20 protein-coding genes are annotated in these 20349 nt (G+C 37.7%); 9 read left to right on the top strand and 11 right to left on the bottom strand.

Annotation, left to right across the window (positions count from 1 at the left end; all coding sequences use genetic code 11):
* Nucleotides 1–45: 45 nt before the first annotated feature.
* The 3 genes from F3G70_RS05010 to F3G70_RS05000 form a co-directional block, all read right to left on the bottom strand.
* Nucleotides 46–444, bottom strand: coding sequence for a hypothetical protein (locus tag F3G70_RS05010; protein ID WP_149731606.1), 399 nt, complete (start codon nt 442–444; stop codon nt 46–48).
* A gap of 3 nt (nt 445–447) precedes the next feature.
* Nucleotides 448–828 (bottom strand): DUF5518 domain-containing protein, encoded by a 381-nt coding sequence (locus F3G70_RS05005; protein ID WP_149731605.1) that lies wholly within the window; start codon nt 826–828, stop codon nt 448–450.
* A gap of 75 nt (nt 829–903) precedes the next feature.
* Complete coding sequence (locus F3G70_RS05000) at nt 904–3501, bottom strand: ATP-dependent helicase (protein WP_149731604.1); 2598 nt, start codon at nt 3499–3501, stop codon at nt 904–906.
* A 65-nt stretch (nt 3502–3566) separates the two neighbouring features.
* On the opposite strand from F3G70_RS05000, the gene F3G70_RS04995 reads away from it, so the two are divergent.
* On the top strand, nt 3567–4418 hold the full coding sequence (locus F3G70_RS04995; RefSeq protein ID WP_149731603.1) for a HEAT repeat domain-containing protein: 852 nt from the start codon (nt 3567–3569) through the stop codon (nt 4416–4418).
* Here F3G70_RS04995 and F3G70_RS04990 read toward each other — a convergent pair whose 3' ends face one another.
* Nucleotides 4419–5246, bottom strand: coding sequence for a carbon-nitrogen hydrolase family protein (locus tag F3G70_RS04990; RefSeq protein WP_149731602.1), 828 nt, complete (start codon nt 5244–5246; stop codon nt 4419–4421). It abuts the gene before it with no gap.
* Between the two features lie 42 nt (nt 5247–5288).
* Nucleotides 5289–5981 (bottom strand): zinc ribbon domain-containing protein, encoded by a 693-nt coding sequence (locus F3G70_RS04985; RefSeq protein ID WP_149731601.1) that lies wholly within the window; start codon nt 5979–5981, stop codon nt 5289–5291.
* Between the two features lie 71 nt (nt 5982–6052).
* Here F3G70_RS04985 and F3G70_RS04980 point away from each other — a divergent pair, with 71 nt between their 5' ends.
* A complete protein-coding gene (locus tag F3G70_RS04980; protein ID WP_149731600.1) occupies nt 6053–6535 on the top strand; it encodes a hypothetical protein in 483 nt (160 codons plus the stop codon).
* On the opposite strand, the gene nucS is transcribed toward F3G70_RS04980, so the two are convergent.
* On the bottom strand, nt 6532–7314 hold the full coding sequence (nucS, locus tag F3G70_RS04975; protein WP_149731599.1) for an endonuclease NucS: 783 nt from the start codon (nt 7312–7314) through the stop codon (nt 6532–6534). The two genes, F3G70_RS04980 and nucS, sit on opposite strands and share 4 nt — an antisense overlap.
* A gap of 124 nt (nt 7315–7438) precedes the next feature.
* Between nucS and F3G70_RS04970 the strand changes: the two genes are divergently transcribed.
* From F3G70_RS04970 to F3G70_RS04960, 3 genes are all read left to right on the top strand, one after another.
* On the top strand, nt 7439–8383 hold the full coding sequence (locus tag F3G70_RS04970; protein ID WP_149731598.1) for an alpha/beta fold hydrolase: 945 nt from the start codon (nt 7439–7441) through the stop codon (nt 8381–8383).
* A 1-nt stretch (nt 8384) separates the two neighbouring features.
* A complete protein-coding gene (locus tag F3G70_RS04965; protein ID WP_149731597.1) occupies nt 8385–8657 on the top strand; it encodes a DUF5750 family protein in 273 nt (90 codons plus the stop codon).
* Between the two features lie 124 nt (nt 8658–8781).
* The gene (locus F3G70_RS04960; RefSeq protein ID WP_149731596.1) at nt 8782–9768 is read left to right on the top strand and encodes a homoserine acetyltransferase; all 987 of its coding nucleotides are present in this window, start codon (nt 8782–8784) and stop codon (nt 9766–9768) included.
* 31 nt (nt 9769–9799) lie between these two features.
* Here F3G70_RS04960 and nadA read toward each other — a convergent pair whose 3' ends face one another.
* From nadA to rnz, 3 genes are read right to left on the bottom strand one after another with little or no spacing between them, the layout of a single operon-like run.
* The gene (nadA, locus tag F3G70_RS04955; protein ID WP_149731595.1) at nt 9800–10714 is read right to left on the bottom strand and encodes a quinolinate synthase NadA; all 915 of its coding nucleotides are present in this window, start codon (nt 10712–10714) and stop codon (nt 9800–9802) included.
* Between the two features lie 4 nt (nt 10715–10718).
* Nucleotides 10719–11450, bottom strand: a complete 732-nt coding sequence (locus F3G70_RS04950) for a mechanosensitive ion channel family protein (RefSeq protein ID WP_149731594.1) — start codon at nt 11448–11450, stop codon at nt 10719–10721.
* 1 nt (nt 11451) lies between these two features.
* Complete coding sequence (gene rnz, locus F3G70_RS04945; RefSeq protein ID WP_149731593.1) at nt 11452–12345, bottom strand: ribonuclease Z; 894 nt, start codon at nt 12343–12345, stop codon at nt 11452–11454.
* Between the two features lie 78 nt (nt 12346–12423).
* On the opposite strand from rnz, the gene nadC reads away from it, so the two are divergent.
* The 4 genes from nadC to carB all read left to right on the top strand — a co-directional run bounded on the left by nadC (nt 12424) and on the right by carB (nt 18167).
* Entirely contained in the window at nt 12424–13248 is an 825-nt protein-coding gene (gene nadC / locus F3G70_RS04940) for a carboxylating nicotinate-nucleotide diphosphorylase (protein WP_149731592.1), read from the top strand.
* 254 nt (nt 13249–13502) lie between these two features.
* The gene (locus F3G70_RS04935) at nt 13503–13781 is read left to right on the top strand and encodes a transcriptional regulator (protein ID WP_149731591.1); all 279 of its coding nucleotides are present in this window, start codon (nt 13503–13505) and stop codon (nt 13779–13781) included.
* Between the two features lie 114 nt (nt 13782–13895).
* On the top strand, nt 13896–14978 hold the full coding sequence (carA, locus tag F3G70_RS04930) for a glutamine-hydrolyzing carbamoyl-phosphate synthase small subunit (RefSeq protein WP_149731590.1): 1083 nt from the start codon (nt 13896–13898) through the stop codon (nt 14976–14978).
* A gap of 12 nt (nt 14979–14990) precedes the next feature.
* Entirely contained in the window at nt 14991–18167 is a 3177-nt protein-coding gene (gene carB / locus F3G70_RS04925; protein ID WP_149731589.1) for a carbamoyl-phosphate synthase large subunit, read from the top strand.
* Here carB and F3G70_RS04920 read toward each other — a convergent pair whose 3' ends face one another.
* On the bottom strand, nt 18168–18770 hold the full coding sequence (locus tag F3G70_RS04920; RefSeq protein WP_394349323.1) for a zinc ribbon domain-containing protein: 603 nt from the start codon (nt 18768–18770) through the stop codon (nt 18168–18170).
* Nucleotides 18771–18878: 108 nt separating this feature from the next.
* Nucleotides 18879–20258, bottom strand: a complete 1380-nt coding sequence (locus tag F3G70_RS04915) for a carboxypeptidase-like regulatory domain-containing protein (protein WP_149731588.1) — start codon at nt 20256–20258, stop codon at nt 18879–18881.
* Nucleotides 20259–20349 lie beyond the last annotated feature (91 nt).

The raw sequence follows: 20349 nt of genomic DNA, 5'->3' as shown, positions 1-20349 counted from the left end.
TATTCTCAATTTTAATTATAACATTGCCAATTTATTTCATTATAATTACTTTTTCTTTTTATTTTTTCCAATCTTCTGCTTTTTTTCATATTCAACTTTTGCTTTTTCACGGCTTCTTTTAGCCCATGCGCCGACAAAACTTACGAAAGCGCCAACAAGCAGAATAATTATTACAAAGCATATTACTCCAATTTCAGTTGCAAAGAACCCTGAAAATGCTCCCAATGTTCCATCTAATGCCAAATAGACAATCGGCGTTGATGCGATTGCACCGAGCACGATTCCGTACTTGATGTTTTTGGCTTCATATCCGACATACAGCAGTCCTATGGCTGAAAATAGAAATAGCCATTCATAACCGTGGGCTGCAATAATGATTGTTCCTGCAGTAATTGCAGCACCTATAATCAATGATTTCCAATTAATATCATGGTATAAATCCATATTTTATCTCCTATCTTTTTTTTCTCCAGAAAGAGCTCCTCCAAATGCTCCTGTAATTCCCATTACAATCATATAGTAAATCAGTTGTCTGACAACCTCAATTAAGCTGGTTACTCCGGAGACCGTAAATCCGGTAAGCCCGCCCAGAATTCCGGTAAGGCTTCCTCCTACAGTAACGAGTATAATGAAAAGTATTGCGGTTACAATTGTACCAAATGCTCCAGCAACCGCCGCATTCCACATTCCGCCAATGATTCCCGAATGGGCCATGTATCCCACAATGAATCCGACGATTAACAGTCCCACAAATTCATAAGGCGCAAAGAATGCTCTTACTATTACAGTTAACATAAAACCGACAATCACTGCACTCCATTTGGTCATAATTTCACCTCGAACATTAATGAAATTAATTGCTCATTAACATTATTTATATTTTACTTTTAATATTATTAATGGTTAGTAGAGTTCTGTTAATTTGTCCTTAATTTGGTCAAGCACTGCCTTATGCATTCTTTTTGTAAATTCTGCCCTATCATTCTGGTTCAATACGTCCAGATAACCTTGTGAAACCAAATTAAATGCAAATGGTGTTGGAATAACAGTATTTATTGTTTTAATTTCCATTTCCTCGGACGCAATCCATTCAATTACTTTCAATGCATTTTCAACGTCCATGTAATCTTCCAGAGCTTCCCTTCGGGCTTCCTTAAGTATTGAAAAGTTTTCATCCATTTCCTGAACGAACTTGAGCAGTATCTTTCCCCGCACCTGCTGGCGGCCGACTGATTTGGATTCTCCCTTATATCTCCTTAAAGTCATTAATGAACGTCCGGCGCAGTGCCTGAATCTGCTTGCCAGGGTTTCGGTCTTGTCAAGTGACTGCGTCAGTATCGGACGGAAGTTTTCCGGAGTCAGCTGCCGGAATGATTCGAGTCCGCCAATCTTGCTGTCCGAACTCAGGTAAAATCCATTGTCTGATATGGATATTGTCACGTTCATATTGTATCTTCTTGCAACCAAGTAAGCTACTGCCCTGGAGAGTGCATCATTTACCTTTCTTCCGAACAAACTATGAAATATTACAAAGCGTCTGTCACCAAAACCGCGGTAGTATTCTATCAGCAATTTCCTGTTGCTTGGAATCTGGGCATACTTGTACTGTTCGACGAAATATTCGTAAATGGAATTTGCCGCAAAGTCGTCGACGTAGAGATAATCATAAATGAATTCCATAATCTCTTCCTTGCTTCGCCTGTACTGGAATTTGGAATCCATATGTGCCCTGAAGCGCTGGATATCCATTGCCAAATCAAATGATAATGGCAATTGCTGTGAAAACCATGACGGGATTGTCGGAGGTCCGTTTGACGGTGAAACGTTAATTGTCATTCCCTTGGCGTAATTGAATCTGAAGGTGTTTCCGCCTAAAACAAAGGTATCTCCTTTTTTAAGCCTTTCCATGAACTCAGCTTCGATTTTTCCGACTGTTTCTCCGTCGCATTTCACAAGAACTCCCGAACTGTCAGGTATTGTCCCTATATTGGTTGAATAAAGCATCCTTGCAAGCTTTCCCCTTTTGCCGAAGGTGTTTTCCTTATAGTCAATCCAGATTTTCGCATAGACGTATCTGTCTTCGAGTTCAGGGTATTCGCCACCCATATAGCTTAAGACGTCTTCATAATCGTCTCTTGTCAAATCCTTATAGCAGTAGCTTTTGCGTATGACGTCATAGGCGTAATCGATGTCCCAAGGATTTTCAATGCTCATTCCGTAAATGTGCTGCGCCAGAACGTCAAGACAGTTTTTTGGGATTTGAATCCGGTCAATTTTTCCTTCCTTGGCGTTCTTTAAAAGAACGGAACATTCAACCAGGTCGTCACGGTCGGTTACAATGATTTTTCCTCTTGATTTCTCATGCAGTCTGTGTCCGCTTCGCCCTATTCTTTGAAGGGCTCTTGAAACGGATTTCGGGGAGTTTATGAGAACCACCAAATCAATGTATCCGATGTCTATTCCCAGTTCAAGTGAAGTTGAGGATATGACTGCCTTGAGCTTTCCTTCCTTTAAATTGTTTTCAGTTTCCAGTCTGACCTCCTTTGAGAGGGATGAATGGTGAGCCATAATGTTTTTGCTGTTGTAGTTCATCGGGAACATCTTTTTGAGATTATAGACGAACCTTTCCGTTCCGCTTCTCGTATTGGTAAATATCAGCGTTGTCTTGTTTTCCTGTATCAGGTCATCGAGCAGGCTGTACATTCCAAGGCGGATATCCTCCTCATCGGCAATCGTAATGTCGCTTACCGGACATATGACTTCCATATCAAGTTCCTTGAGGTAATTGATGTTTACAACTTCACAGTCCCTTTCAACGCCGTATTCGTATCCGACCAGAAATCTGGCGACTTCATCAAGGGGACTGACGGTAGCCGAAAGCCCGATTCTTGTAAAATTGCCTATTAAATGGTGCAGCCGCTCAAGCGACAGGCTTAAATGAACGCCCCGTTTATTCTCCGCCAATGAATGAATCTCGTCAACTATGACGTATTTGACGTGGCTCAGCTTTTCGCGAAACTTAGGAGCCACAAGAAGTATGGATAATGTTTCGGGAGTTGTTATCAGGATGTGGGGAGGCTGCTTGAGCATCTTCTGTCTTTGATACTGGCTGGTGTCGCCCGTTCTTACGGCCTTTCTGATGCCTAGCTTTTTACCTGCAATCTGCTCGATTTCCTTTAAGGGCTCTTCCAGATTCTTTTCAATGTCATTGTCCAGAGCCTTTAAGGGTGAAATGTAAATGCAGTAGACCTTGTCCTCAAGCGATTCCTTTTCGGATAATGCCGTAAGCTCGCTTATGATTGACAGGAATGCGGTCAGCGTCTTACCCGAACCCGTCGGTGATGAAACCAGAATGTTTTTCTTTTTATGGATTTCAACGATTGATCTTTTCTGAGCAGGCGTAAAATCATCGAATTTATTGTCAAACCACTGTCTAACCCATGGATGCAGCGTTTTATAAATGGTCTTTTTTGAATAGATTTTTGTTTGCTCACTAATCATATTAATCAATCTACATTAAGAATTATATATTTACAAATATAATATTGATATTAGAGGTTATAAAAATGTCTAATTTAACAATGACCGAAGCAATCGAAAATCTTAAAAGTGAAGATGTAAGTGTTAGAAAGGAAGCTATCGAATCATTAATCGGCGTAACCGATGAAGAAGCAATCGATCCGTTAATTGAAGCAACAACCGATGAGAATGCGCAGGTCAGATTTAAGGCTGCCGAAATTCTGGGAAATATGGGTAACGTTGCATTTGACAGGCTCGCTTCCAAATTCACATCCGAAACAGGTAAAAACAAAAGATTTTTGGCTTTTGCTTTAAAAGAAACTAATAATGAAAATGCCATTCCTCTGTTTGCTGAAGCCGTAAGCGATGAAGACTTTGGGGTTAGAAAAGTTTCAATCCGTGCTTTGGGAGAGCTTCAAGCCAATGATGAATTGGATACCATTGCTAAAGGTTTGGATGATGAGGACTGGGGCGTAAGGCTTGCAACCATACACGCCTGCGCTGATTTGGCTTCAGATGAATCAATTGCATTAATCAAAAAGGCAAGAAAAGAGGAATCCGATAAGGACTTCAAGAAATCCTGTAATAAAGCCCTTAAAAAGGCTGAAAAGGTTAAAAAGGCCAAGGCTGAAGGCAAAGTCGTATCCAATACAATACCTATGAAAACCATTAAGGATATGGAAAAGACCAATCCTCAAAAGGCAATTAAAGAATATGAGAAATATGTCAGTTCCGAAACGGACAAGGACGCTCCATATAAAAGACTGGCTGTCCTATACAGAAAATTAAATATGTATGATGAGGAAGTGGCAGTTCTTGAAAAGGCCATTGACGTACTGTCCGAGAAAAAGCCTGGAAAGGAAGAATGGTTTGAAAAAAGATTAAACAAATTGAGATGATTACTTTTCGATTATCTCATACAAATCATTTCTTTTATTTTTTAAAACGGGAATTTCATTCCTTACTTTTTTTATTTCATCCAGATTAATGTCAACAGTTTTAAGCTCTTCTTTATAATCCAGCTGACAGATTACTTCTCCCCACGGATTAACTGCAATCGAATGGCCATAGCTGTGATAGCTGGCATCTTCATTTAATGCAGGTGCAACGCCGATGCAGAATACCTGATTGTCAAGGGCTCTTGACCTGAAAAGCAGTTCCCAGTGGGCGGGTCCCGTTGTCATGTTGAAGGCTCCCGGATAGAATAAGATTCGAGCTCCCTTTTTCACGTTTATCTGAGCCAATTGGGGAAATCTGACGTCATAGCATATTCCCATGCCTATTTTGCCGAATTCTGTTTGTGCCACGTTGAATTCATTTCCCGGCGTTAACGTATCGGACTCCTTAAAATAGATTCCTCCTTCAACGTCAACGTCAAAAAGATGCATCTTGCGGTGCTTTGCAATTATTTCACCCTTTCTGTCGAAAAGATAGCTGGTGTTGTATATTCTTGTGTCTTCCTTTTCGGGTATGGATCCTGCCAGAATGTAAACTTGATGTTTTTTGGCCAGTTTGGAAATGCTTTCCAGTGTAGGGCTTGAATTTTCCTCTTCTGCATATTCTATGAACTTGTCGTTGGAATATGGGCAGTTGAACATTTCCGGAAGAACAATAAAATTAGAATCAAGACTAACAGCTTCATTTATCATTGAAGTTGCCTTTGAAATATTTTCCTGCTTATTGTCAATTACATCCATTTGACATAAAGCTATTTTTACAGTATTCATTTTTAATTTAAAAAATAAATTGAAAGTATGAATAAAATCATACTATCCAATTCTTGTGGATTGCAAAACAGAATCAATTTCAGTAGTTTTAATGCCATCCATTGAGTTAGCTTTTATTTTATATACAAATAAGTTGCCGTCTGAGATTATTGATACATATCTCGTGAAATTGCCACCAGTACTTTCAATAATAATGTCTGATGCGTTTTTACTATCTATCTGGGTAGGTAGAATTGTATTTATGTTATCTCCATCTGCCAGAGCAGCACTTACTCTTTCATTATTTACTTGATATATTGATGAAAATTCGCTAGAAACGTTATAATACTCTATTACAGTACCATTACTATCTTCGAAAAAGACCGCTCCTTCATGCAATTCATCATATCCGGTGGTCTCATTCCAACTGGATGGGTATGAGAATGAAAAACCGGCATCTGAGTATTTGTTTAAGCTGTCAGTTTTCGTTTGGGTAGTATTGTTGGGTCCTGTAACTATAATTACGCCAATTACAAGTAAGGTTATAAGTAAAATAGCGCCAATTGCAAGTTTGTTTTCTTTGATAATATCGAGTGTACTTTGCTCATTTCCACTTTTATTAATGATTGGCCTATCTTCAAAGATTGTATCTTCTTTAGAAACCTTTACTTTTGGTTTAGGAAATGTATATCCACAATTTCCACAAACTGGAGCACCATCATAACTAGGATTTCCACATTCAGGACATTTTTTCACAGATTTACCTCCATTAAAATTAAGATATATTAGTTATATTATTTAATATTATATGTAATAGATGTGATATTATGAGTGATGATAAAAAAATTAATGCTGATGATATAAATTATGCTGTTTATAAAATTGGAAATTGGAAAAACGATTATGAAATTAACCAAATAGGTCTGTCAAAAGAAATTCCGGTGACCAAACCCACTGTAACCCATATCAAGTTTAGCATGGATGAAATAAGAAACGCACAGTTCGAAATTTCAGATAAAACTGTAAACGGTTTTGTGGCAATCGCGCTTCAGTTGAATCCAAAAGTTCAGGAAATGGAACTTGAGGACGTCATTGATCTTGAACAGGATGAATTCGACAAAATCTCAGAAGAACTGGACGGTCTGGAGTTGTTGGATGATGATTTGACAATAGATTTGGATGATGAGACTTATCTTATCTATAAGCTGGAAAAGGAATGCCACGTAACTCAGTCCATTCCGGCCAATGAGCATACCAGAAAGTATTATGAAGCCGAAATGAAAAGAATTGACGATGCGGTTTTAAATTAAAACGCATCCAATGTTATTTTTTTATCTCTTTTCAGTTCGCGCGGAGGCTCAACTGAAACGAATTCGATGCCTTCCTCTTCACTCAATTCAAGAGCGTCATCCATAATTGATGGGGCGACAAGCAATCCTCTGATTTTCTTCTTTTGAACTTTGCATTCCTTTAGGTAGGCATTATCGGTATTTTCCATGTCCTGCAGGTATCTCTTCAGCTGTTTTACTGCATTAACGCCGGCTTTTCTTGCCTTAAGTTCCAGAATCATCAGGTTTCCGTCACTGTCCTTTCCTAAAATATCAATAAAGCCATGTTCGACAGCATATTCTCTTGTTTTTGGTGTAAAGCCTTCCTCTATAATGTGAGGTCTTTTCATTATCATGTCGCTCATGTCCTTTTCATAACCTGCCTGTTCAAGCTCTTCATAGTCTTCAACGTTTGCATAATTGATGAATTGGATATGCCTTACTTCAACGCTCAGCAGTTCCTTTGGAGTTCGCCTGTGGCTTTCAAGCATTAGTCTGTCCCCTTTCAGGTAGCATCTTGTTCTGGATTTTGGAGGCTGCCAATTAACTGGCTCCACTTTTTTGTCCTGATGTATTAAAAAAGATCCGTCAGGCTTAATGAGAATTATGCGTTCTCCCCAATTCAATTGGCTTAATGCCCGTCCTTCATATTCGACTCTACAGCATGCGAAAAGTATTATTGTAGCCCTTTTGCGCAGAGCCTCTTCAACCAGTTCATATGCTTTTTCACATTCGGGTTTTTCAAGAATTTTATATTTCATTACTTTTTACATTGGTTAGATTGATTTAAATATTTTGTTTTTAAGAATTAATTTTAAGAAAAAATCAGGTGGGATTCAAATTTGTGAAGATGAATATTTTGAGCAAAAGCGGGAAAATTTTGTAATGGATTCCTTTAAATTTTCCAATGGGGAAGTCCTTGAAAATGTTAACGTTGAATACATGACCTTTGGAAATCCAAAATACGAAAATGATGTGATTTCAAATGTGATTGTTTATTGCCACGGCTCTCTGGGCAATTTTACCTCCGTTAAGAAGATATTTCCTCTGCTCGGCGAAGGTGATGCATTTGATGAGAATAAATATTTTTTCATTTCAATTTCAGCTTTGGGCTCACCGGGTTCATGCAGCCCTTCTTCAACCAATTTAAAAAATAAATTTCCAATCTATTCTATTGAAGACGTTGTCAATTTCCAGAAACAGTTTTTAGCCGAAAAATTCAATATAAATCATGTTTTGGGCATTATCGGCAACTCCATGGGGGGTTTTATTGCATTAACGTCTGCCATTCTCTATCCAGACTTTGCAGATTTTATAATGCCTGGTGTAAGCAGCTATAAGGTCGCAGGGCATGATTATATATTATCCAAATTTGTAAATGAAATCATCACAAGCGACGAGAACTATGAAAAGGGAATTGAATGTGATTCATTAGCAAGAACGTTAAAGATAGCCAGCTTGGCAGAATTCAATTTCGGACTCTCCAAAGAGGCCCTAAGGGAAATGCCAAAAGAAGAGCTGTCACGGGAATTTGAAGAATTTGGTGAGGAGAGTTCATTTTTAGACATCTATGACGTTAAATACTGCAATGAGGCTTGCATGAATTATGATGTTGAAGACGATTTGGACAAGATTACTGCCAAGACGCTGATTATTTCATGCATCCAGGATCCGCATTTTCCTCCGGAGCTTGACGGCATTCCAATGTCTGAAATGATTGAAGGTAGTGAAATCATCATCATGGATTCGCAATTGGGCCATTTGTGCTTCAATGAACTTGAAAGTATTTCTGATGAATTAAATGCATTCATGGATGAATTTGGGGGTTAAGATGAACGTTAAAATAACGGGTTTCGATGAAGATGCGGAAATTCCATTCATAGACTACGAGGCATATGGCCTGTCAGTGGAGCAGATGGATTTTTTGAATGAGAATCTGGATGATGAAACGTCTGTTAATGGTGATGTCTTTAAAATCAGAGTCTATTTTGAGGAAATATTCCCATTTCAAAGCGACATTGCCAAAATAAGGTTGGATGATTTCATTGCCCGTGAAGAGATTGAGATGAATGTTTTTCTTTCAAGTTTTCTGGAGGATATGTGAAGATTTAATCAGTTTTTCCGGTATTTTTTGGTGAAAAAAGTATTGATTTTTTGATATCAAAAAGATTTATATACTTTTAAATGAATAGCAATTTATAAGGAAAATTAATTATTTGTGGTTGCAAATGGATAGTGGAAGATATTATTTGAAAAATGAACATCATATATTCGATGAATTTGAATTCAAGAACGGACGTGTTCTTAATAATGTTCATGTGGATTATGGTGTTATGGGAACTCCAAAATATGATGAGGAAGGCAATATTGTAAATGCCATCATGTTTTGCCATACCTTTGAAGGAGACTATTCTTCACTTTCCGATATTCATCTGTTAATAGATGAAAATAAGGTTTTAAGCAAGGAGGAATATTTCTTCATATCCATAACTTCATTGGGCTTTCCCGAATCATGCTCTCCATCCACAACTGGTTTAAAAGATCTTTTCCCTGAATATGAAATTGAAGATCTGATTAATTTTAAAAGGCAGCTTATAAAAGAGAAGTTTCAAAATATCAAAAGGTTCCATGGAATCATAGGAATTGCCTTTGGAGGCTATGAGGCTTTAGGATGGTCTGTATTTTATCCGGACGAAATGGATTTCGTCATTCATTTTGCAAGCTCATTTAAAAATGACGGATACAAGTATATCTATGCAAAATTGGCAAATGACATTATTGAGTCATCACCACAGTATTTTTCTGAAGTTTATGACGAATCGATATCCAAGGTGCTGATTTCCTTATCTCAGCTCCATTATCTCGTTACCTTCTCAATGAATTATTTCAATAAAATGTCCATTGATGAAATCGATTTGACAATGGACAGCTTTGCAGACAGAGGATTATTCTATGACATTTATGATATCAAAATACGCAACGACTTTTTAAAGACATATAACCTGGAAAATTATCTGGACAGGATTAAGAGTAAATTATTAATCGTTAGCGTTGATAACAATAACTATTACACTCCGGAATATGATTCGATCCCATTGCATAATGCCGTTGAAAATTCCGAGCTGATATTTTTGGATATGGGCGATGAGCCTAACGAATTGGAACATCTTTATAAAATAGAAGAAGATATAAAAAGATTTTTGAGTGATGTTTAAAAAAAGAATTTTAAGCTAGATTGTAATCTAGCTATTTTGACGCTTCAAGCATATGATTGACTGCTTTTAATGATTTTTGAGCCACTTCTTCTGGAAGCGTGACTTCAGGAGCTTCATTTTTAAGTGCATCCCTGACTTTTTCCAAGGTGTGCAGTTTCATTGTTTTACATATTGCCCCTTCAAGCAGAGGATATAGTTTTTTTCCAGGAATTTCTGAGTTAATTCTTGTAATCATATCTATTTCAGTACCGATTACAAATTCCTCGGCGTCGCTTTCAGCAATGAATCTCAGCATTCCTCCTGTTGATAAGACCTCATCACAGGCATCCTGAACTTCCTTATTGCACTCAGGGTGGCAGATTATTACTGCATTAGGATACTCTTCACGCTTAAGCTCAACGTCTTCAACATGGAATAGTCTGTGAACGTAGCAGTGCCCGTCTTTAGGGGTCGGAATGATTTTTTTATCCACCCTTTCCTGAACATGGGTTCCCAGATTCTTGTCCGGTCCGAAGAGGATTTCATCATGGGGTAGGCTTTCAGTAACTTTCACCGCATTGGCTGAGGTACATAATGTATCAGCATGCTGCTTTGCCTCGGCAATACTGTTTACGTAGAGAATGACTCCGGCATCAGGATGTTCCTCTTTAGCTTTCAATAATTCCTCTTCAGGCAGCATGTGAGCCATAGGACATTCCGCTTCCAAATCGGGAATGACAATTTTCTTATCCGGGTTTAGGATATGTGCAGTTTCGGCCATGAAGTCCACACCGCAGAATACCACCAGATCCTTATCATCAATTTCAGAAGCCTTTATACATAATTCTAAAGAGTCTCCAAGAAAATCGGCAATTTCCTGTATTTCCTTAGGCTGATAGTTGTGCGCAAGAATGATTGCATTTTTTTCTTCTTTCAACTCCTTGATTTCCTCTTGTATTGTAGCCATCTTTTCACCTATTCACAAATTTTCTTATTTCATTAGTAATCTTTAATTTATAGTCGTCTTTATTATTATAATCTTCTATCCAGAATGATATTTTAATCTTTGTTTCTTCAAAGGTTATTTCCTTTGCATAAATTCTGGGTTCGGGTTTGTCTAAAACCCCATCCAATGCCTTGATTTTTTCCATAATGTATTCATTGAATTCATCCAAATCGATATCCAGAGCCAGACCTGCAAAAATGTTGATTCTGTATTTTTCAGGAGCCTTGTACAGTTTAAACAGGTTGTTTGTCAGGGTTGAGTTCGGAATGTTGCTTACGATTCCGTCATCATCCTTAATTACCGTGGTTCTCAAACGGATAAGTTGAATGACGCCTTTCGTATTGTTGATTTCGATGGTGTCTCCGACTTTAATGCTTCTTCCCAGAATCAGTATGATTCCGGAAAAGAGATTGGAGATTATGTCCTTTGCTGCAAGGCTCACGGCAATACCTACAATACCTAAACTGAGCAAGGTACCATACAGATTAATGCCGAATAAATTCAGTATGTCAATTAACGCAATGAAATAGATGAGATAGGTTACAATGTCTCTTATAAGATAGATTGCAGTCATATCTTCCTTAAATCGCTCAAATCTGTTGAATAATCCTGCAATCAGTCTGACTACAATTGTAGTTAATATGATTATAATCAATATTGTTATTAATGTTTGAATCGGATCGCTTGGTATATCCATTTTATATCTCCTGTTTCATAAAGTCCTTAGCTATTTTTGTATTTTCAAAAATTTCCCGGGCTTCATTGAGCATATCATCAATTTCAGTGTATCTTGTGCTGATATGGGTTAATATAAGCTCTTTTGAATTTGACTGAAGGGCAATGTCTGCGGCATCAGTGGCAGTCGAATGGGCATGTTCCATTGCCTTGTCTTTATCTTCACTTTTATAGGTTGATTCATGGATTAACAGGGTTGAATCCTTTGCAAATTGAATCATTTCCTCGCAGGGAATAGTGTCTCCGGAATATGTCAGTTTGCTTCCCTTTCTTGGAGGCCCTAAAACCTGGTCGGGAGTAATTATTTTCCCGTCAATTTCAACGGGAATTCCATTGTGCAGCTTTCCGAAATCAGGGCCGACAGGAACGCCCAAATCAATGGCCTTTTGGCGCTGGAACCTTGGCTTTTTAATTTCCTCAATTGAATATGCCAAAGTCAGCGTATTGTGTCTGACTCTCTGTGCCTTAATTACATATTCCTCATTTTCTATAACTGTTCCGGAATCGATTTCAATCCATTCCAAAGGAAAATCAAAATTCGGAAATCCCAAACTGGCAATGGCTTCACGCAGATTGTTCAGACCTTTAGGGCCGTATATCGTTAATTTCGTTTCACGGCCTCTGAAGCTCATTGACTGAAGCAGTCCCGGAATGCCCAAAATATGATCGCCATGATAATGGCTGATGAATATCTTGGATATCTTCATGGGACTTATCTTTGCATAAATCAATTGCCTTTGAGTTCCCTCACCGCAATCAAAGAGCATTACTTCCCCAAAAGCTTTTAATGCTATTGAAGGATGGCTTCTTGAAGATGAGTGAACTGCAGAGGATGTTCCTAAAAATGTTATTTCCATAATCAAATCACTTATTTTTATATTGTAATATGGATATATATATTCCATGACATATTAAATTTTTTAAGGTGACATTCATTGAAAAAGATTCTTGAATATATGCTTGAGGAAGATGAAGGTTTTGGGGATATAACCTCAAATAGCATAATCGATGACAATGAAGAGGTAAGTGCATATATTATCTCAAAGGATGAAGGTATCCTGGCGGGCATTGACATAGCCAAGGATTTGTTTGAATCCCGCAATGTTCGGGTGCTCTTTCATTTAAAGGACTCCTGCGAGATAAAAAAAGGCGATTTATTGATGTCTCTTCAGGGCAACGCTCGAGATATTTTGTTGGTTGAGCGAACAGCGCTCAATTTGCTGATGCGCATGAGCGGCGTTGCAAGTGAAGCAAATAGCTATGTAAAAATGGCTGAGGGAAAGGCAATTATTGCCGGAACACGTAAAACGCAACCTGCCCTTGGTAAATTTGATAAATTGGCACTGCAGATTGGCGGTGCTGATACGCATAGATTCTGTCTGGATGATATGGTTCTAATTAAGGACAATCATATTGCCGTTGCCGGTAATCCACTTGATGCCCTTAAAAAAGCAAAGGAAAATGTAAGCTTTTCCAAAAAAATTGAAATTGAAGTGGAAAGCCTTGAAGATGCGGTTGCCTGCGTTGAAAATGGTGCGGATATTGTCATGCTGGATAATATGAATCCGTCTCAAGTCAGCGAAGTCCTTGGCGAGCTTGAGGATAGGAAAATCCGCAGCAATTCATTGATTGAAATATCCGGCGGCATCAATAAGAACAATATTCTGGATTATATTGATTTGGGTGTGGATATAATATCAGTCGGTGCGCTGACACATTCCACAAGAAGCCTGGATTTCAGCCTGAAAATCAAGAAATGAATAATCTCTTAAATGTCCTTGATGAGCTTTTAGCTACCTGAATTTACCTCAATTATTTGCTTTAAAATCATAAGTTCTATTTAATGCTTATGGCTACTTTAATATGTTTAAAAGGTTTTATAAATCAGTAATTCACTAATTATCGTATTTTGCGGTGATTTTAGGGATTTTTCTTATTGTATGTGTTACTAATTTGTTAATTGTGTGTTAAACAATGTATATCAATAGTATTTATGATTGACAAATCTGTTTTTATGGATAGCGATGATAAATTTCTTGAACTGGTGGCTTATGTAAAAGCATCGGAGTACCGAAAGGAGATCATAAGGTTTTTACTTTATGACCTCAAAACTCCTAAGGAAATCGGAGACAGGATTGATGTCCGTACAAATCACATTTCAAACATTCTGGCTGATTTGAGAAGACAAGATCTTGTTATCTGCGCAACACCTAATGTCCGAAAGGGCAGATTATATAAATTAACAGAAAAAGGCTATAGGGTAGCAAAATTCATGAATTTTGACTCTGATTAGCCTTTTATTTTTTTTATTTTTTTACCATTTTTCCTAAAAAACAAAGTTTTAATAATATTGGAAAAGATATATTATACAGATAATAATTTTTTATTTTCTTACAATGGTGATTTAATGGTAAAAATAGCTAAATTAGCTTTGGAAGATGGTACTGTTATTAAAGGAGAAGCGTTTGGTTTCGAGACCACTAAATTGGGAGAACTTGTTTTTTCAACAGGTATGGGTGGTTACACCGAATCTTTAACAGACCCGTCTTTTAAAGGAGAAATATTAATGTCCACTTACCCTTTAGAAGGAAATCATGGGGTCAGTGAAGAATGGTACCAATCTGATAGGATTCAGGTTGAGGGATTTGTTTGCCGTGAGGTCTGCCGTGAAGTGTCCAATTTCGGCCCTCAAAAAACTTTGGATGAGTTTTTAAAGGAATTCAAGACGCCAGGTATCAGCGGAGTCGACACCCGTGATTTGACTTTAAAGATACGTGAAAGGGGTTCACTCAAGGCTGCCATCACAACTGAAGACATTGCCGATGACAAATTGATTGAAATGGCCGAATCACAGCCAAGCATTGAAGACAGGGATGTCGTTCCTTTGGTTTCAACAAAAGAAATTAAAATCTTCAATGAGGATGCTGATAAGAAAGTGGCTTTGATTGACTGCGGCGTTAAAAAGAACATTATCAACTCATTTTTGGAAAGGGACATTGGTGTAGTCCTGTTCCCTTATGATACTGATTACAAAACCATTCTGGATTATTCTCCAAGCGGTTTGATGATAACGTCAGGTCCAGGAAATCCGGATAGGGTATCCGAGACCATTGAAACCATGAAAAAGCTCTCAAACAGATTGCCTATCTTTGGAATCTGTATGGGTCAGCAGTTGATTGCAAAATCTTTCGGAGCCAAATCATATAAGATGAAATTTGGACATAGGGGAGAAAACCAGCCAGTCAAGGATTTAAACACCGGAAAAGTATTTATCACATCACAAAATCATGGATTTACCATAGATAAGGAATCCTTGAAGGAAACCGACCTGCTTTTAACCCAGATTAATTTGAATGATGGAACTCCAGAAGGCATTTCACACAAGGAACTGCCTCTGCATTGTATACAGTACCATCCTGAAGCGGGACCTGGTCCGAACGATACGAGAAGCATTTTTGACGAATTTAACCAAATGATGGATGATTATTAGAGGGGATTACAAATGCCAGTAGATAAAGATATTAAAAAAGTATTGATTATTGGTTCTGGACCTATTCAAATCGGACAGGCTGCAGAGTTCGATTATTCAGGATCACAAGCATGCAAATCATTAAGGGAAGAGGGAATCGAAACCGTACTTGTCAACAGTAATCCGGCTACTATCCAGACTGATATTGACATGGCAGATACTGTTTATACAGAACCATTGACTCCAGAAATCGTTGCTAAAATCATAAAGGAAGAAGAAGTTGATGCTATTTTACCAACCATGGGCGGACAGACAGGATTGAACATAGCAACAGGTCTTGGAGATTTAGGCTTACTTGATGACATTAAGGTTTTAGGATCTGACGTCCAGACAATCAAGGACGTTGAAGACCGTGATTTATTTGCAAACCTCATGGAAGAAATAGGTGAGGAAATTCCTAAATGTCAGGCTGTTGAAAGCGTTGACGATGCCCTTGAAGCCGTTAAGGATATCGGCTATCCTGTCATTGTAAGGCCGGCATTCACATTGGGCGGAACCGGTGGAGGAATAGCCCACAATGAAGAGGAACTGATTGAAATCGCAAATCACGGACTGGACATGAGTTTCATCAATCAGGTTCTCATTGACGAATCTGTTCTGGGATGGAAGGAAATAGAATTCGAAGTCATGAGGGATAAGGAAGATACCTGTATCATCGTCTGTACAATGGAAAATATAGACCCTATGGGAATCCACACAGGAGACAGTGTTGTAGTTGCCCCTATCCTTAACTTATGCGATGAAACGATTCAAAAAATGCGTGACGCATCAATCAAGATTATCAGGGCTTTGGGAATTCGCGGAGGATGTAACATCCAGTTCGCATTAAATCCCGAAACCGATGAATATAAGGTAATTGAGGTAAATCCTCGTGTGTCAAGAAGCAGTGCCCTTGCATCAAAGGCAACAGGTTATCCGATTGCTAAGATATCATCAAAAATAGCTTTGGGAATGACTTTGGATGAAATCAGAAACGACATTACCAAGGAAACCCCGGCTTCCTTTGAACCGGCCATTGATTATGTGGTAATAAAAATCCCAAGATGGCCGTTCGATAAGTTTAAAGGAATCAGCCGCCAGGTAGGCGTTCAGATGAAGGCAACCGGTGAAGTGATGGCTATCGGAAGGACCTTTGAAGAGGCATTCCAGAAAGCGCTCAGATCACTGGACATGGGCTTTGACGGCTTTGAATACGTCGAATACACTGAAGAGGATTTGGCCAATCCGACTGACGTTATTTATTTCCAGATTTACTCTGCCATTAAGGACGGAATGGATCTGGACAAGATTCAGGAATTAACCAATATCGATAAATTCTTCCTCTACAAAATCAGAAACATCGTAGAGTTTGAAAACGGCGTTACTGCTGAAAAACTGGATGATTGTGATTATTTAAGAAAAGCAAAGCAGATCGGCTGTTCCAATAAAAGACTGGCTGAATTGTCAGGCCAGACTGAAGAATACATCAGAAACCTGCTTTCAAGATACAATATAAAACAATCCTATAAGATGGTAGATACCTGTGCTGCCGAGTTTGAGGCTAAAACTCCTTATTACTACAGCAGCTATGATGAAGGAAACGAATTGACCTCAACGACAAAGAAAAAAGTCGTCATTTTAGGTGCAGGACCAATCAGAATCGGTCAGGGTATCGAATTCGATTACTGTTGTGTACATTCATCCTTGGCTTTAAAGGAAGATGGAATCGAAACTATCCTGATTAATAACAACCCTGAAACCGTAAGTACCGATTATGACATTTCAGATAAGCTGTTCTTTGAACCTATTACCTTTGAAGACGTAATGGGAGTAATAGAACAGGAAAAACCTGACGGCGTTATCGTTCAGTTTGGAGGTCAGACATCAATCAACCTGGCCGTGCCTCTGGCAAATGCTGGAGTTAAGATTTTAGGAACTCCATATGAAAGCATCGACAGGGTAGAAGACAGGGAATTATTCGCTGAACTTCTCGAGAAGCTGCACATTCATCAGGCTCCGTACGGAACCGCAAATTCCTTTGAGGAAGCCCGTAAAATCGCAGAAAAAATCACATTCCCAGTACTGGTACGTCCGTCATACGTTATTGGCGGAAGGGCTATGGAAATCGTTTATGACAACAATGAGCTTGAGGAATATATGCAGGAAGCCGTAAAGGTTTCACCTGAACATCCTATTTTAGTTGATAAGTTTTTAGAAAACGCAATCGAGCTTGATGTTGATTTGTTATGTGACGGCGATGACGTATTCATTGCAGGAATCATGGAGCATATCGAAGAGGCAGGTGTCCACTCAGGAGACTCCGCATGTGTAATTCCTCCGCAAACGATACCAACGCATATTTTAGACACAATCCGTGAAAACTCAACCAAGCTGGCTTTGGAACTTGACGTTAAAGGTTTGATGAACATTCAGTATGCCGTAAAGCTTGATGAGGAAATGGTTTATATCATTGAGGCAAATCCTCGTGCAAGTAGAACCGTTCCGTTTGTAAGCAAGGCCATAGGCGTGCCGTTGGCAAAAGTGGCTACATGGATTATGGACGGCGCAAAATTGAAGGACTTCGGCTTGACCAAGGAAATTAAAATAGACCACGTTGCTGTTAAGGAATCTGTGTTCCCATTCTTAAAGTTACCTGAATCAGATACCGTTTTAGGTCCTGAAATGAAATCCACCGGTGAAAGTATCGGTATAGATGAAAACTTTGGATTGGCATTCTACAAGTCACAGCTTTCAGCGGGTATGGACTTGCCTAAAGAAGGTAAAATCTTCATAAGTGTTAAAGAGGATGACAAGAAGAAAATCAGACCTATTGCTGAAAAGGCAGCTAATTTAGGATTTGAACTTGTTGCAACTCCAGGAACCGCCGATGCAACCGGACTCGACAGCGTTGAGAAAGTCAAAAAAGTCTCACAGGGCTCTCCTAACATCAGAGACGCTATTTTAGGTAAGGAAATTGACCTGATTATCAACACTTCAGAAGGTAAGCAGTCAGCAATGGATGGTTATATCATCAGGCGTCTAGCTATTGAGCTCGGCATTCCTTACGTTACCACTTTGGCCGGTGCAAGAGCCGCCTTAAATGCTATTGAATCCGTACAGAATAATAAAATTAGTGTAAAATCATTAAATGAATATGTTGGTGAAGAATAATTATTCTTCATTAATTACTTTTTTTTGAGTAAGATACTCCTTGATATTGAATCCGCAGGAAGGACATTCCTCCTGATTGATTTTCAATTTGCTTCTGCAGTTAGGACAATAGATTAATTCAACTTTATATTCCTTATTTAAATCCAGTTTCCTGTTCATGTTGATTCTAAGGGTAATTTTGCTTCTAAGGGCGTTTTCATCCCAGTTGTTTTCCATTAATATCTTTTTATAGTAGAATGCTTCGGTCATTGAAGCGTATTGGCCAATTTTTTTATCTCCCTTTTGGATGTAAAATACTCTTTTTTTATGGTCGAAAAGAATTTCCCCTTCCCTTTCCTTTTTGTTAACTTTAATTCCTCTAATTCTTCCCTTTGATCTTTTTTCGGGAAATGGCGGCAGCACCTTATTTTCATACTTGTTTTCAAGGTCGCATTCCACAAGCAAATCGTAGTCAAAATTACAGTAAAATAATGCGTCCCTTTCATATAATGCGTCGGATAATTTTGTAAACTCCCCATAGTCTTTATTATTATACTTGATACGGTACACATCTCCGCTTTTAACGATATTTCTGTAAAAATACCTTATTTCCTGAGAGTTAATTTAAATCATCCTCATTAATTTTTGATGGTAACTATTAATATGTCCGTGGTGTTTAATATAGTTATTTTATCGGAAATAAAAAAAGGAAAAGAAGTTTTTAAAACTTCTTTATTCAGTTACAGTGACTTTGTTTGCTACGTTTGTGCCGTTGTAGCTTGATGTTATTATGTATTCGCCTGGTTGGAGGTTAATGTTTAATCTGGCAATTCCTTCGCTGTCTGTTGTGCGGGTATAGAATACTCCGTGTATGTTGAATGTAACATTAGTATTAGCTAATGGATTGCCTTTACCGTCAAGTAATTTGGCTTTGAACTGATCTGAAGTATTGAATTTTTTAGTTAAGTTTTCTGCGAACAGTACTGGTTTTACTGTGATGTTGTTGGATACTCTGCATCCTTTATATTCTGCGGTTATTATGTATTCGCCAGGCTGTAAGTTGATATTGAGTTTCACGTATCCTGAAGCGTTTGTTGTTCTGTTGTAGAATACTCCGTTAATGTTGAATGTAACAGTTTCATTAGCACCTACAGGATTTCCATTGTCATCTAATATTTTAATCCAGTATTGTGAATCGTTGCGGTAGAATTTTTCCAAATCATTATTCTCAACAATCCTTGGCAGTACTGTAATTGTGTTGTTTTTTACTTCTCCACTATATGAGTTTATTGATTGGATTGTGTAGTTTCCAGGTTCAAGATTAATAGCTATTCTGGCAATTCCTTTATCATCTGTTGTTCTTTTGTAGTTAACACCATTAATTATAAATGAAACTTGAATAAAGCTTAAAGGATTATCTTTTTGTACAAATTTAGCTTCGAATTTTGAAGCATTTTTTTCTATTTTTGTTAAATCTTCAGAAATTATAGTATTTCGTCTTATTATTATAGTATTATATCCAACAATTAAACCTGTACAGTTGTTTGTTGTATTAATAATTACTATGTAAGTGTCTCCGGAATTAATAAAAGTAGAATTAACTACTTTGATAGATTTTGAAGAATTTATCAAAATATGGCTGTCAATAGGATATATTGAATCAATAATTGCTTGTGTAATTGTTACATTATTAGAATCATTTATTACTATTGCATGTTTAAATTGGGTATCATTGTTATTTATGATTTTAATTCCATTAATGATTGAATTATCGCTTCCGGATACTAATTTAATCATGGAATTAATTAATTCATCGTTTGAAGTTATCGGGGTTATTGTTAGACTTTTGTCAATGCATATTTCTTTGTTTGTAAGGTTTCCTAATCTGATTGTATCTCCGTTACTGATATTTTCATTTGTTTTTCCGTTTTCATCGAAATAAGTGTTATAATTTGCATCATTAATTTCATATGTATTTTCTAAACTAATGATATCTTGACTAATTTCATTGTTTGGCTCTGCTTGAAGTGAATTTACATCATCACTTGCATTAACTGCACCGATAGTCAAGATAAATAATAAACTGATTATGATTATCTTTTTTAAAGTCATTTTTCCACCTCTAATTTTTTTCATATGTGTAATTTAAATTACTCATATAGTAAAGTATATATTGCTGTATATATATATTACCACAAATGTT

The sequence above is a fragment of the Methanobrevibacter millerae genome (assembly GCF_900103415.1).
In the GTDB taxonomy this organism is placed as follows: domain Archaea; phylum Methanobacteriota; class Methanobacteria; order Methanobacteriales; family Methanobacteriaceae; genus Methanocatella; species Methanocatella millerae.
This window is presented reverse-complemented; position numbering and strand designations above follow the sequence as displayed.

Excerpts from the sequence above, each read along its gene's own strand:
- F3G70_RS05010 (WP_149731606.1), bottom strand. The coding sequence starts at position 444 with ATGGATTTATACCATGATATTAATTGGAAATCATTGATTATAGGTGCT.
- F3G70_RS05005 (WP_149731605.1), bottom strand. The coding sequence starts at position 828 with ATGACCAAATGGAGTGCAGTGATTGTCGGTTTTATGTTAACTGTAATA.
- F3G70_RS05000 (WP_149731604.1), bottom strand. The coding sequence starts at position 3,501 with ATGATTAGTGAGCAAACAAAAATCTATTCAAAAAAGACCATTTATAAA.
- F3G70_RS04995 (WP_149731603.1), top strand. The coding sequence starts at position 3,567 with ATGTCTAATTTAACAATGACCGAAGCAATCGAAAATCTTAAAAGTGAA.
- F3G70_RS04990 (WP_149731602.1), bottom strand. The coding sequence starts at position 5,246 with ATGAATACTGTAAAAATAGCTTTATGTCAAATGGATGTAATTGACAAT.
- F3G70_RS04980 (WP_149731600.1), top strand. The coding sequence starts at position 6,053 with ATGAGTGATGATAAAAAAATTAATGCTGATGATATAAATTATGCTGTT.
- nucS (WP_149731599.1), bottom strand. The coding sequence starts at position 7,314 with ATGAAATATAAAATTCTTGAAAAACCCGAATGTGAAAAAGCATATGAA.
- F3G70_RS04970 (WP_149731598.1), top strand. The coding sequence starts at position 7,439 with ATGGATTCCTTTAAATTTTCCAATGGGGAAGTCCTTGAAAATGTTAAC.
- F3G70_RS04965 (WP_149731597.1), top strand. The coding sequence starts at position 8,385 with ATGAACGTTAAAATAACGGGTTTCGATGAAGATGCGGAAATTCCATTC.
- F3G70_RS04960 (WP_149731596.1), top strand. The coding sequence starts at position 8,782 with ATGGATAGTGGAAGATATTATTTGAAAAATGAACATCATATATTCGAT.
- nadA (WP_149731595.1), bottom strand. The coding sequence starts at position 10,714 with ATGGCTACAATACAAGAGGAAATCAAGGAGTTGAAAGAAGAAAAAAAT.
- F3G70_RS04950 (WP_149731594.1), bottom strand. The coding sequence starts at position 11,450 with ATGGATATACCAAGCGATCCGATTCAAACATTAATAACAATATTGATT.
- rnz (WP_149731593.1), bottom strand. The coding sequence starts at position 12,345 with ATGGAAATAACATTTTTAGGAACATCCTCTGCAGTTCACTCATCTTCA.
- F3G70_RS04935 (WP_149731591.1), top strand. The coding sequence starts at position 13,503 with ATGGATAGCGATGATAAATTTCTTGAACTGGTGGCTTATGTAAAAGCA.
- carA (WP_149731590.1), top strand. The coding sequence starts at position 13,896 with ATGGTAAAAATAGCTAAATTAGCTTTGGAAGATGGTACTGTTATTAAA.
- carB (WP_149731589.1), top strand. The coding sequence starts at position 14,991 with ATGCCAGTAGATAAAGATATTAAAAAAGTATTGATTATTGGTTCTGGA.
- F3G70_RS04915 (WP_149731588.1), bottom strand. The coding sequence starts at position 20,258 with ATGACTTTAAAAAAGATAATCATAATCAGTTTATTATTTATCTTGACT.